This window comes from Cryobacterium sp. N22 (genome assembly GCF_002929555.1).
Taxonomy (GTDB): Bacteria; Actinomycetota; Actinomycetes; order Actinomycetales; family Microbacteriaceae; genus Cryobacterium.
On record NZ_PJJP01000028.1, the window covers coordinates 33,364 to 46,545 of the forward strand.

10 protein-coding genes are annotated in these 13,182 nt (G+C 64.5%); 5 read left to right on the forward strand and 5 right to left on the reverse strand.

From position 1 onward, the window contains the following. The 4 genes from CXY76_RS05245 to CXY76_RS05260 all read right to left on the reverse strand — a co-directional run bounded on the left by CXY76_RS05245 (position 1) and on the right by CXY76_RS05260 (position 6,295). Positions 1-714 carry a GAF and ANTAR domain-containing protein gene (locus CXY76_RS05245; RefSeq protein ID WP_104163197.1) on the reverse strand — a complete coding sequence of 238 codons (714 nt, stop codon included), beginning with the start codon at positions 712-714 and terminating at the stop codon, positions 1-3. Then, complete coding sequence (locus CXY76_RS05250; protein WP_158253842.1) at positions 707-1,411, reverse strand: GAF and ANTAR domain-containing protein; 705 nt, start codon at positions 1,409-1,411, stop codon at positions 707-709. Before CXY76_RS05250 ends, CXY76_RS05245 begins: the two co-directional genes overlap by 8 nt. Before the next feature lie 85 nt (positions 1,412-1,496). After that, complete coding sequence (locus CXY76_RS05255) at positions 1,497-5,195, reverse strand: GH32 C-terminal domain-containing protein (protein WP_104163199.1); 3,699 nt, start codon at positions 5,193-5,195, stop codon at positions 1,497-1,499. Positions 5,196-5,296: 101 nt separating this feature from the next. After that, positions 5,297-6,295: a LacI family DNA-binding transcriptional regulator gene (locus CXY76_RS05260; RefSeq protein WP_104163200.1), complete on the reverse strand. Its 999-nt coding sequence runs from the start codon at positions 6,293-6,295 to the stop codon at positions 5,297-5,299. A gap of 195 nt (positions 6,296-6,490) precedes the next feature. Here CXY76_RS05260 and CXY76_RS05265 point away from each other — a divergent pair, with 195 nt between their 5' ends. The 5 genes from CXY76_RS05265 (at position 6,491) to pgi (ending at position 11,676) form a co-directional block, all read left to right on the forward strand. After that, complete coding sequence (locus tag CXY76_RS05265) at positions 6,491-7,603, forward strand: substrate-binding domain-containing protein (RefSeq protein ID WP_199190201.1); 1,113 nt, start codon at positions 6,491-6,493, stop codon at positions 7,601-7,603. A 101-nt stretch (positions 7,604-7,704) separates the two neighbouring features. Further along, positions 7,705-8,751, forward strand: a complete 1,047-nt coding sequence (locus CXY76_RS05270) for an ABC transporter permease (RefSeq protein ID WP_104163202.1) — start codon at positions 7,705-7,707, stop codon at positions 8,749-8,751. Continuing rightward, positions 8,748-9,548, forward strand: a complete 801-nt coding sequence (locus CXY76_RS05275; RefSeq protein WP_104163203.1) for an ATP-binding cassette domain-containing protein — start codon at positions 8,748-8,750, stop codon at positions 9,546-9,548. Before CXY76_RS05270 ends, CXY76_RS05275 begins: the two co-directional genes overlap by 4 nt. Continuing rightward, positions 9,545-9,838, forward strand: coding sequence for a putative quinol monooxygenase (locus CXY76_RS05280; RefSeq protein ID WP_104163204.1), 294 nt, complete (start codon positions 9,545-9,547; stop codon positions 9,836-9,838). Before CXY76_RS05275 ends, CXY76_RS05280 begins: the two co-directional genes overlap by 4 nt. Before the next feature lie 110 nt (positions 9,839-9,948). Continuing rightward, a complete protein-coding gene (gene pgi / locus CXY76_RS05285; protein WP_104163205.1) occupies positions 9,949-11,676 on the forward strand; it encodes a glucose-6-phosphate isomerase in 1,728 nt (575 codons plus the stop codon). A gap of 23 nt (positions 11,677-11,699) precedes the next feature. Here pgi and CXY76_RS05290 read toward each other — a convergent pair whose 3' ends face one another. Further along, a complete protein-coding gene (locus tag CXY76_RS05290; RefSeq protein WP_104163206.1) occupies positions 11,700-13,106 on the reverse strand; it encodes a protein kinase in 1,407 nt (468 codons plus the stop codon). Positions 13,107-13,182 lie beyond the last annotated feature (76 nt).

Below are 13,182 nucleotides of genomic sequence, written 5' to 3' on the forward strand. Positions count from 1 at the left end.
TCAGAGGCTGAGCTCGCGGGTGACGAGTCGCTGGGCGACCAGGCTCAGAGACGTTTGGTGCGAACGGGCGTGGCGGCGAATAAGGTCGAAGGCCGCCTCAATCGACACATTGGCGGTTTCCGCGACGACGCCCTTGGCCTGCTCGATGATGATCCGGCTCGACAGGGCCCTTTGCAGCTGGTCGCGAAGCGTTGAGGCGTCACGGATGGTCCGTTCATGCAGGATGCCGATGGTCGCCACGTCGGCGAGGGCCTGTGCGGCCCGAATGTCGTGCTGGTTCAGCTCTCCACGCTCGTTCCGCATGAGATTCAGCGTGCCGATTGTGGTGTCTCGCAGTCGCAGGGGGATGGCGTAGACCGAGTGGATGCCCTGGGCGCGTGCGGTGTCGCAGAAGGCCGGCCAGCGGGAGGAACCGATGTCGATGTCCGGCAGCGAGACCACGGAGCGGGTGCGGAAGCACTCCAGGCAGGGCCCCGCGTCAGCGTCGATTTGCATCACTTCCACGAGGGTGTTCGCCTCACTGGTGGATGCGACGACCTCCAACTTGTCGGCGGCATTGGCCAAGAGAATCCCTGCAGAGTCGACATCGAGGAGATCGTGGCAGGTCTCCACCAGGGTTTGTAAGAGGTCGAGGACGTCGTAGCCGGCCACGAGGGTGTCCGCGAAAGTGGCGAACGCATCAAAAAGCAGTTCGAGGCGGGTGGTCTCATTCATGGGACGGCCCCGGCTCGGTCAGCGCGGTGAAGCGGATCCGCCGTTCGATGACGTCCTGGGCGATCTGGCGCATCGGGCGATTCTCGGCGAAGGCCCGCGCCTGGATGATCAGGTGGGCGTCCTCGGCGCTCGTTCCGAGTTGGGCGAGGACCATGCCCGTCGCCTGGTGGATGAGTCGCCGTGAGAAAGTCGTCGTCTCGTCGGGGTGGATGTCAGTGCTGATGGCGTGGCGCAGGATGATCCGGCTGACCATGGCTGAGAGAGCGAGGGTCTGCCCCTGTTGTTCGGGGGTGAGCGAGACCGGCGCGATGGAGTAGAGGTCCACCGCGCCGATCTCGAGCGGGCCGAAGAGAAGCGGAAAGGCGAAGATCGCCCCGATCTGCTCCTCGCGGATGGCCGCCAGGAAGGCCGGCCAAGAGACACTGCTCCGCGAGGCCAGGTCGGGTTCGAGGACAGGCTGCCGGTTGACCAACGCGTCCCAGCACGGGCCTTCACCGAGGTCGAACTGCAGCTCATCCACTCGCCCGGCCCTGGCATCCGTGGCCGAGATTGTCTCGGCGCCGAGAAACGATCCGAAGGTCGAGATCGAGGCGCCGGAGACCGGCAAAAACCGCAGGAATGGGCGAGCAAGCTCGGAGATCCGGGCTCCACTATCGGACAGGGCATCCGATGCCATCAGGAACGGATCATTCGCCATCACCGTTGATTCCTCCTCTTTTTTGCCAGCGTACGCGGCACAGATCCGCGAGCCAACCCATTGCATTCGGGCGCGTTCGCGCTACCTACCAGACGATGACGAGCGACGTCCGTGACGTCGACGGCTTCAGGGTGTCACTGCCTCCATAGACGCTGACGATCACGTGTATGCCTGGTCTCAAGCCCGGAAAGCTCACGCGCATCTTGCCCTTGTCGCCGGCCTTGAGGGTCGCCCGGACTATCGGCTTGCCGTTGTCGAAGACGGTGATATCTCCGACGGCCGCCGCGGGATTGACCGCAGCCGAGTAGCTCACCGACGATCCAGCTCGCACCAGGAGTGCGCTGGCGGACCCGGAGATCGACGAGGCGGACCGCTCGGCCGTGACGGTTGCCGTGGCCTGGCCAATGGAATGCGACTTCTGTCCCGTGGCCGTGATCGTGTGGGTGCCGATTGTGGTGGTCGGGTCAACCGTGACCGTCGTGGTGAATGTTCCCTTCTTGGTTGTGGTGACAGTCCCGAGTAGCCGCCCCGAGTCCAGGGTCAGCCTGACCTTTTCCGTGGCTGCGAAGCCAGACCCGGAGATCTTTGTCGACTCTCCTGCGGGAACGGTGCCGGGGTTGATGGCGACCGTTGCGGTGGCTGTCGGGGCGGTCACCGTGACCGATACCGCCTGGTTGGCCTCGACATTCCCGGCAGAATCGGTCGAGCGGTAGGTGATGACCGTGGAGCCGACCCGAGAAATGTCGAGTCCTTCCGGCGGGGCCGCCGTCCACTCGCCGGCACCCAGCTGGTATTGGGTGGACGCCACCCCCGAACCGGAATCGGTGGCCGTGAACGAGACGTGGACCGAATGATCGGGTGTTCCTGCCCCGCTGGCGGGATCGAGTGTGGCGGTGGTGACGGGAGCCTGGGAGTCGATTCTGAACGCGACCGATCCGAGCGAGCTCCCGACGGTCTCTCCATTGTCGGCGACCCTGTATTCGATCTGGTGATCGCCCTCACCACCGGTGCTGAAGGGCGTCGAATAGTCCACCCAATCCCCGCCATCCGTTCGGTGCTCAAGCGCACCAGCCCCCTGGGTCAGGCTCAGGGTTGTGGTTACGGCAGATCGGAACCAACCATCCGGCGAGACGGGGGCGGACGACGACAGCTCAGCGGACACTGCGGGGTCGTACATTGCGCCGGTCAGGGGAGTGACGGTGAGGCTTTCCAATCGGGCGGTGCCGCCCTCCGCGACGAGAGCGATGCCGGTGCTGGCGCCATCCGGGAAGATCTGCTCGGTCAGCGTCCGTTTGCCTCCCTGAGCGAGCACCTCCACCGATGACCGGTCCAGGTAGATCTCGAGGTGCAGCGTGCCGTCTTCCAGCGTGACGGGAGCGGAATCAACCGAGGCGAAGTTGCCGGCAAAGCCCGTGTCTCCGGACGTGGTGCGATCAACCGACAGCGCCCCACTGGCCGTGTCGTAGAGAATCGGCGTTGATTGGGTGCCATCGGCGGAGCGGCGCACCTCGAGACCGAACCGATCGGCGTCACCAGGAGAGAACACGGCGTCAATCTTCAGGACCTCACCGTTGGCTGCATCAGGCAGGGCCGTGACACCGGCAACGTCCTGGGCCTTGGCAGAATACGCCGCGTCGGTCTGCTCGAGGTCGGCGACGTGTTCCGTCACCTGCTGGACGAGCTGGGGTCGACCGTCGATGGTCTGCAGTGAGAGCTCGCGGGGGAGCGCCATGGCGCTCCGCCACTGGCCGGTGGGGATCTGGTTTGCGTAGTCCCAGTTGTTCATCCACGCCACCATGATTCGCTTGCCTTCCGGTGCGTTGTCGTAGGTGACGCCGGCGTAGAAGTCACGACCCCAGTCGAGCCAGTCATAGCTACGGATTCTCTGCTCTGCCGCGGTGTCGGAGAACATGAACTGGTCGGCGAGCACATGTCCCCAGCCGCCCCGATTGTTGTCGACAATGCTGATGTGTGCCTTCTCGCCCACGAACTCGGAAACCTCCCAGGACGTCCAGTCGAGGGTCTCGCTGTTGCCGCCGGTGGCCGTTCGGGCAATTTCGCCGTCGACAACGAGGTTGACGGATGTTTCTGCGCTGCGCTTGTGCGCGGGGGAGTCGGAGAGCACGGCATGGTCGAAGGTGAGATGCCCCCAGCCTCCGGTCGCCTGGTCCGTGATGCGAATCTGGGCGTCGGAGCCCACGAATTCAGCAACGTCCCAGTTGCGCCAGTTGAGCGCCCCGTCATTCGAGCCCGATGCGGTGCGCACGGCCTGACCATCGACGAGCAGCTCCGCCTGCAGAATCTGACCGCTGGCTGCCTCGCGCATGCCGCCGCCGATGAGGAAGCCGAGGTTTGTCTTGGTGATCGCGAATGGTGCTGAGGTCATCGAGCCGATGTTGTCGTCGCCCTTCGGGCCGGCCTCGTAGGTGTTGATGCGTTTGGCACCGATGGCGTAGTCGCCGCCTGCCGTGGCGAGGCTTCTGTCGGCCGTGAAGTCTCCGCCCAGAGTCCAACCGTGGTCGACGATCGATTCGGTGCCGGGATACTCGAATCCCTCGAAGAGCAGGTCCGAACCGGCGGGCGGGTCGTTCTGCAGTTGAGTGCCCGCTTCGTGGGGGTGATTGCCGCCGCCGACGAGGAAGTTGACGTAGTTCTCGTCAATGGTGAACTCGGGTGACTGCATGGAGCCCAATGGCCAGTCCCCGTCGTTGAAGCCGTTGATGAATCCGGTCCCGGTGAAACCGCTGGGCATTTGCTGGCCGTCGATGGGCCCGGTGGCCGGGGCGGAGCCGAAGGGGCCGTTCTTCCAGTTGCCCGGCTCGTTGTTGACGGTCCAACCTTGGTAGTCCGAGCCGTCGAACGCAGCGTAGGTCGATCCGGCCGGCATCGTGTCCGACCCGACCGTGCTTTCGGAGGTGAAGGTTGTTCCGTCGAAGTCGCCGACGAAGTATTGCCCGCCTGATCCTCCGCTGACCGCTCCCGGATTGAGGTTCACGACCATGACCCATTTGGTCTTCGCCGGGTCTCCGTCGACAGCCAGCGGGAACAGGTCGGGGCATTCCCAGATGCCGGAGGTGGCGTTTGCGGGCCCGAAGGTTGAGAGGTAGTCCCAGGTCTTCAGGTCGGCCGACTTGTACATCAGGACCTGGTGGTCTGTGGCCTCCACTGTGACGACGACCCAGTAGGAGTTCTCTGGTGAGCCTCCGTCGTACCAGAACATGTGCGGGTCGCGGAAGTTGTTCGAGTTCCGGTCGAGCACCGGGTTGCCGGCGTACTTGGTCCAGCTCTGCCCGGCGTCGGTGCTGTAGGCCAGCGACTGCGCCTGTTTGCCCGAGTGGTAGGCGCTCGTGTACATCGCCACGAGCGGAGGGTTGTCGGCCGTGCCGAAGCCGGACGTGTTGTTCGTATCCACGACAATCGACCCGGAGAAGATGTCGGCATCGACGTCCTGAGCAATGGCGAGGGGTTGCTCTGTCCAATGCAGAAGGTCCGGACTCGTGGCGTGCCCCCAGCTCATGTTTCCCCAGGTGTTGCCGAACGGGTTGTACTGGTAGTAGAGGTGATAGGTGCCTTGGTAGTAGACGAGCCCGTTCGGGTCGTTCATCCAGTTCTTCTCAGGGCTGTAGTGGAGGTAGGGGCGGTATTGCTCGGCAGCCGGATTCGGAGCGACATCTGCTTCGGCCCATGCGTTGGTGACGTCGGCCACCCCGCCGGAGAATACAAGACCCGCACACACCACGGTGGAGAGGAAAAGCTTTCGGACGGGAAATCGGTTCGTCAACATTGACGCCTTCCGTGAGAGATCACCAAACTGACAACGTTGTCAGTTGTTGACGCATGCTACTCACTGTCTTGCGGACAATACAAGGGACGCGACTCGCGGCGTTAGGCGTCGTGCGGAATCTCTCCCGAGCCGCGGATGATGAGCCTGGTGGGGATCACATACGACCGTGCCGGAGTCGTGTCCCCGTCGAGTCGCGCGAAGAGGCGCTCGGCCGCGAGGGCTCCGATGCGTTGCGGGTCTTGGGCGATGACGGTGATCGCGGGATCCAGCAGTGCCGCAAGGGAGACGTCGTCGAAGCCGACCAGGGCGACTCGGTGATGGGCGCCGTTGTCGCGGAGGGCCCGGACTGCGCCCATGGTGATCAGGTTCTGAGCGCTGAAGATTGCCGTGGGGGGATTCGGGCCACGGAGGAGGGCTTCGGTCGCGCGGTGGGCGGCCACCTCATCGTAGAGACCGTCCACGACATTGGCGCCATCGATCGAGATCCCGGCTCGGCCGAGCTCCTCGATGAAACCGCGACGCCGTTCCCTGGCCGTCCAGATTTCGGTGCGGTCTCCGAGGAAGGCGATGTTTCGGTGCCCGTGGCTGATCAGGTGTCGAACGGCCAGCGCCGCGCCGTCGGCGTTGTCGCAGACTATCGCGTCGGCCTCCACGCCGACGGGCTCACGGTCGACGAACACGATCGGGGTGCCGAGCTCGAGCTCCGGCTGCAGGTACGCCTGGCTCTTGCCGGCGGTTGTCAGGATCAACCCGTCCACTCGGCGCCGCAGGAAGGCGGATACGACTCCGCGTTCACGATCCGGATCGTCATCGAGGCTCGACGCGAAGACGGCAACGCCCTTGGCGGATGCTGCATCCTCGACCCCGCGATGAATGGCGCCGGAGAAGGGGTTGGCGACGCTGCCGACCAGCAGCCCCAGGGTCTGCGTTCTCCGGCCCGTGCGTCGCAGGTTGCCGGCGTGCATGTCCGGCTGGAAGTTCAGTTGCCGGACGGCCTCCAGCACCTTCAGCTGGGTCGCCTCGGAAACGTTCGGTTCGCCGTTCACGACCCTGGAGACCGTCTTGACGCCCACGCCTGCAAGTGACGCCACATGACGCATGGTCGCTCTAGGCCTTGACAGTGGAACCTCGGAGGGGGAGCCTGACATCGATGTCACCATTTGGTCTCCATTTCAAATAACGAGTTGACTCTATCGACATTCTGCTCTAAAAATAGCTCTGACACCGTTGTCGGACCGGGTAGATCGACTGTCACAGCGATCGATCAGGGCCCCCAAACAAGAGGAAATTCAATGATGAATAGCAAGTCGAACCGCAGCCTCACCCGTCGGGTTGCTGCCGTCGGATCCCTCATCGCACTCGCAAGTTTCGGATTGACGGCCTGCTCCTCACCCAGCGAATCGTCGTCGTCATCGGATGCGGCCGGCGACGAGGTGGGTGTGACTCTCATCGTCAAGACCACGACCAATCCGTTCTTCGTGGCCATGCAGGACGGCGCGAAGAAGGCCGCCGAAGCCAACGGCGTGAACCTCACGCTCGCCGCCGGCAAGGAAGACGGCGACGAGGACACCCAGATCCAGGCCATCGAGAACGCTATCTCCAAGGGCGACAAAGGCATCCTGATCACGCCCAACGGTCCGTCGGTGGTCGACGCGATCCAGAAGGCCCGTGACGCCGGACTCTATGTCATCGCGTTGGACACCCCGCCAGACCCGGCAGATGCCGTTGACATCACCTTCGCCACCGACAACCGTGCGGCCGGCCTGGCCATCGGCGAATGGACGGCGGCCCAGCTCGACGGCGGGCAGGCGACCATCGCCCTTCTCGACCTGTTCGACGACAAGGTCGTCTCCGTGGACTACAACCGCGACCAGGGCTTCCTTGAAGGCATGGGCATCGAGCTCAACGAGCCGAACACCAACGGCGACGAGGAGCCCACCGGCACGTACACCGGCGGCAAGGGTGGCGAGTACACCATTGTCGGCAACGAGGCCACCCAGGGCGCAGAAGACGGCGGCCGTACGGCCATGGAGACTCTCCTCTCCAAGAACCCCGACATCAACGTCGTCTACACGATCAACGAGCCGGCGGCATACGGCGCGTACCAGGCCCTTCAGGCTGCAGGCAAGGAGAAGGACGTCCTGCTCGTCTCGATCGACGGCGGATGCGCCGGAGTCGCTGGTGTGGAGGACGGCACCATCGGAGCCACCAGCCAGCAGTACCCGGTGAAGATGGCCGAGCTCGGCGTTGAGGCCATTGCGCAGCTCGCGAAGGACGGAACCAAGCCCGAGACGAGCGAGGGGCTCGACTTCTACAACACCGGAGTCGCCCTCGTCACGGACCAGCCCGTCGACGGTCTGGACAGCATCGACAGCACCGAGGCTGCGGACATCTGCTGGGGCGAGTAACCGAGTAACCCCGTCGTGGGGCGCGGAAACGCGCCCCACGACCTGTTCGGGTCCCAGGGACCACACACAGTTCAGCACCGCTGTTATAAGAGGGAGTCACCGTGAGCAAGCCGACCACAGAACCAGATCCGCCCACCAGCGCACTTCACCTGGCGTCCGAGTTCCTCGACCGCCGCACCACACTCGACAAAGTACGCAACGTCCTCCATAGATATCCAGCGCTCAGCCCGGCCGTTGTGCTCGCCGTTGCCATCATCGTGTTCGGTGTCCTCAACGATCGGTTTCTCGCCCCGTCCAACCTGTCGCTCATCACCCAGCAGGTGGCTGTCGTCGGAACGCTGGCAGTGGCACAGACGCTGATCATCCTCACCGCCGGAATCGACCTCTCGGTCGGGGCCGTGATGGTCATGTCGTCCATGGTCATGGCCCAAACGGCGACGGATAATGGCGTCCCAGGGTTCGTGGCACTGATTCTCGGCCTCATCGTCGGGCTCGCCGCCGGCGCCTTCAACGGGCTTCTGGTGACACGGCTGCGGCTTCCCCCGTTCATCGTGACACTGGGCACCCTGAATATTTTCCTTGCCCTGACCCTGCTGTACTCCAACGGTGCGACCGTGCGCGGCAGCGAAATGCCGCCGCTTCTGACCTGGACCGGATCGACATTCGATGTTCTGGGCGTACGAATCAGCGTCGGCGTGCTCATCATGCTGCTGCTCTACATCGTCGTCGCGTTCATCCTGGGCAAGACGGCATGGGGACGCCACGTATACGCGGTCGGTGACGACAAGGAGTCCGCTCGGCTTGCCGGTATCAGCGTCAACCGAGTCCTCATGAGCGTCTACCTTGCTGCCGGTGCGGTTCTCGCCATCGGCGCGTGGATCCAGATCGGCCGGACCAACGCCGCAAGCCCGAACGCCGGAGCCGACCTCAACCTCGACTCCATCACCGCCGTCGTCATCGGCGGCACGAGCCTGTTCGGTGGCCGTGGAACGATCTGGGGCACCCTGCTCGGTGCACTCATCGTCGGTGTCTTCCGCAACGGTCTTTCCCTCGCCGGACTGGACGTGCTCTACCAAACCCTCGCCGTCGGTGTGCTCATCATCGTCGCGGTCTCCGTCGACCAGTGGATTCGAAAGGTACGCAAGTGACCCTCACCAACGGCACACCCGCCGCCGCCCCCGAAAATACCCTCTCGCCCATTCTCGAGGCCAAACGCCTGGTCAAAACCTTCGGCCGGGTCGTCGGACTCGACGGGGTCAGCCTGGCGCTGTACCCCGGAGAAGTGCTCGCGATCATCGGCGACAACGGCGCCGGCAAATCGACGCTCATCAAGTGCCTCACCGGTGCCGAGATCCCCGACGAGGGCGAGATCTTCCTCGACGGCAAGCCCGTGCACTTCAAACGCCCCCAGGATGCCCGGGCGGCCGGTATCGAGACGGTGTACCAGAACCTGGCCGTCTCGCCCGCCCTCGATGTGGCCGCCAACCTGTATCTGGGGCGGGAAATCCGCAAGGCCGGCATCCTGGGCTCGGTGTTCCGCGTCCTGGACACCAAGGGCATGCGCCAGTCGGCACGCCAGGGACTCAACGATCTCGGCATCTCGACCCTCCAGGACGTCACGTCGCCGGTTGAGAACCTCTCGGGCGGCCAGCGGCAAGCCGTCGCGGTGGCCCGGGCGGCGGCATTCGGCTCCAAGGTGGTCGTGCTCGACGAGCCCACGGCTGCGCTCGGAGTGCGGGAATCCAACCAGGTGCTGCAGCTGGTCAGGAACCTCCGGGACAAGGGCATCCCCGTCATCCTGATCAGCCACAACATGCCGCACGTCTTCGACGTTGCCGATCGCATTCACATCCAGCGTCTCGGTAAGAAGGCCGCGACGATCACCCCGCAGTCGCACTCCATGACGGATGCGGTCGCCATTATGACGGGAGCGGCGACGGCATGACCAAACGAGTCCTCTACGCCGAGTTCACCGCCATCGCCGGGCAGGAGCAGGCCGTGGCCGACCTCCTTCGCGCCTATGGCGAGCGGGTGCGGCTGGAGCCGGGGAACATCACGTTTGCGGCCTTCTCGAAGGAAGCCGACGGCAGGCAGGTTTTCGTCTTTGAGGAGTACGCCGACGAGGAAGCGTTCCAGGCGCACCTCGCGGCACCCTACGGGCAAACCTTCAACGAGGCCCTGGCGCCCCTGGTCGATGGCGGCGGATCAACACTCACCTTCCTGAGACCGCAGTAGGCCGGGTGCGTTCCGATGGTGCCGGCACCGCAATAGGCTTGTGAACGGTCCGCCTCGCTGTGCTGCGGGAGACGCGGGCAATCATCAGCTCTCGGCATCCAGGAGAACCCATGACCGCATCTGCCCCCGTTGATCCCACGTCGACCGCCGCTTGGAAGCAGCTCGCCAGCATCGCTGAGCGCTTTACGCCTGATCTTCGCGGTTGGTTCGCCGGCGACGCTGGACGAGCCGATCGATACACCTTTCAGGCCGCCGACCTCACGATCGACCTGTCGAAGAACCTCCTGACCGACGAGGTCCTTGCCCTGCTCCTGCAGCTCGCGGGGGATATCGACGTCACGGGCCGGTTCCAAGCCATGATCGCCGGCGAACACATCAACGTCACCGAAGACCGTGCGGTCCTCCACACCGCTCTGCGCCGACCGAAGGACGGAACCGGCCTCGTGCCGCCGAAGGGCTTCGTGGTTGACGGGCAGGACGTCGACGCTGATGTTCACGCCACTCTCGACAAGGTTTACGCGTTCGCCGACAAGGTTCGGTCCGGCCAGTGGACCGGCGTGACCGGCAAGCGAATTCAGACTGTCGTCAACATCGGGATCGGCGGGTCCGACCTCGGCCCCGTCATGGTTTACGAAGCGCTGAAGCCGTACGTGCAGGCCGGCCTCGAGGTGCGCTTCGTCTCGAACATCGACCCCACCGACGTCTACGAGAAGACGGCGGGGCTGGACCCTGAGACCACTCTTTTCATCGTCGCCTCAAAGACCTTCGGCACCCTCGAGACACTCACCAATGCCCGCCTGGCACGCGAGTGGCTGTGGAACCAGCTCGTCGGCACCGGCGCGATCAACGACACGGACGCCGCTCGTTCCGATGCCGTGGCCAAGCACTTCGTGGCTGTTTCGACCGCTCTCGACAAGGTCGCGGCCTTCGGTATCGACCCCGAGAACGCCTTCGGATTCTGGGACTGGGTTGGCGGTCGATTCTCGATCGATTCCGCCATCGGCACCTCCGTGGTCATCGCCATCGGCGCCGACAACTGGCGCGAGGTCCTCGGCGGCTTCCACGCCATCGACGAGCACATGCGAACCGCACCTCTCGAGCAGAACGTGCCTGTGCTGATGGGCCTCCTGAACGTCTGGTACTCCAACTTCCTCAAGGCGCAGAGCCACGCCGTGCTCCCGTACGCCCAGTATCTCCACCGCTTTCCGGCCTACCTGCAGCAGCTCACGATGGAATCGAACGGGAAGGGCGTGCGGTGGGATGGCTCACCGGCGACGACCGACACCGGTGAGGTCTTCTGGGGTGAACCGGGCACCAACGGTCAGCACGCTTTCTACCAGCTTCTTCACCAGGGCACGCGGATGGTTCCGGCAGACTTCATCGCCGTTGCGAATCCTGCTCACGCACTGAAGGACGAGGCGGGCGACGGCGCTGCCGTCGAGCCGGGTCAGGATGTCCACGCGCTGTTCATGGCGAACTTCTTCGCCCAGACCAAGGCGCTCGCGTTCGGGAAAACGGCCGACGAGGTGCGCGCTGAAGGCACGGATGAGTCCGTCGTTCCGGCACGCACGTTCCCCGGCAACCGGCCGACAACGTCGATCCTCGCGCCGGCCCTCACGCCGAGCGTTGTCGGTCAGCTCATCGCACTGTACGAGCACATCGTGTTCACCCAAGGCACCATCTGGGGCATTGACTCATTCGACCAGTGGGGCGTCGAGCTCGGAAAGCAGCTCGCGCTCCAGATCACTCCAGCGGTTCAGGGTGACGCTGACGCTTTGCAGTCCCAGGACTCGTCGACCAAGGCGCTGATCGCAAGGTACCTCGACCTGCGTAACTGACCGTTCGCAAACGGATCATCGTGCTATTGAACGGGCTTTGATCGCCGGCTCTCCAGACGCAGTTCCATTTCGCTCATGACCATCGCGGCGAGGTCGCCGAGGGTGGCGAGTTCCGCTTCCGACGCCAGGCGCGGTTCGAAGTCGAGCACGCACAGCGTGCCGAGGTTGTGTCCGTCGCGCGTGCGCAACGGCACCCCGGCGTAGAACTGCAGGCCGAAATCCCCGGCGACGAGGGGGTTGGCCAGCGTCCGTGGGTCGAACCGGGCATCCTCGACGACCCAGGGCACGTCATCCAGGATTGCCGAAGCGCAGAGCCCGGGGTGCCTGTCAATGTGGTCGATCTCGAGACCGTGGTGGGACGTGAACCAGATCCGATCGTGATCGACGATCGTGACGAGCGCGACCGGAACGGAGAACACTCGGGCTGCAATAGCCGTGACTCGGTCGAAGGCCCCGTCGACCGGTGTCTCCGGCAGCCGGTAGCGCGCGACCGCGCGCAACCGGGATTCCTCGGTGGACGGCTCGGGAAGGGCCATAACATCCCGGTGCCGGCCGGTCTCGGCAGCAACCATCTGGCGAAGCGCCACGACCAGATCGTCGATTGAGGGACGGTCCTTCGGGTCGCGAGCGGTCATGGCCGCCAGCAGCGTCCTCCATTCCGGGGCGATACCCGGCGGAATGTACGGATCGCTTCGGAGCCGGGCCAGTGCCGACGGGATCGGGTCGCCCGGAAATGCGAGGGTTTGGGTGAAGCACTCGAGGAGAACGAGCCCCAGCGAGTAGATGTCGCTGGCCGACCCCAGCGTCTGTCCCCGCGTCTGTTCGGGGCTGAGGTAGGCGGCCGTGCCCGTCGTCACGTTGTCCGTGTCGCGGCGCTCGATGGCACCAACCAGGGCGATGCCAAAATCGGTCAGCTTCGCCCGGTGCCGTGCGCCGCCGTGGCTGTAACGGACAAGCAGGATGTTGGCCGGCTTGACGTCGCGATGCACAACACCCCGATGGTGAATGTACTGCAGGCCTTCGGCCAGGTCGAAGCCGATGTGCGCTATCTGACGAGCGGTGAGGGAGCCTTCCTCGAGCTGGACCTTGAGGTCGGCGCCCGTGACGAGCTCCATGACGAAGTAGACACGCGGCCGGGCCGCATCCGTGCGGTCGACGCCCGCATCAAGCAGGGTTACGAGGCTGTGGTGGCTCAGGCCTGCCAGGAGGTTCACCTCGTCTTCCTGACGACGGATGTCCTTCTCGTTTGTCGCGGACGCCTCGAAGACCTTCACCGCGACGTCGCGACCCAGTGTTTCGTCGCGAGCGCGGTAGACAGAACCCGCGCCGCCTCGACCGATCAGTTCCTGCAACCGGTAGCGTCCGCGCAGGCGCGGTGCCCCGGCATCTGCGGTTTCTGGAGATTGCCCGGCCAGTGTGATGACGTCCATAGTGAACCTTTGTTTCGTGGCGCCTCCACCACAGATGGTCCGGCGTATCCACTCTTAGACGCAACTCGAGGCGAAT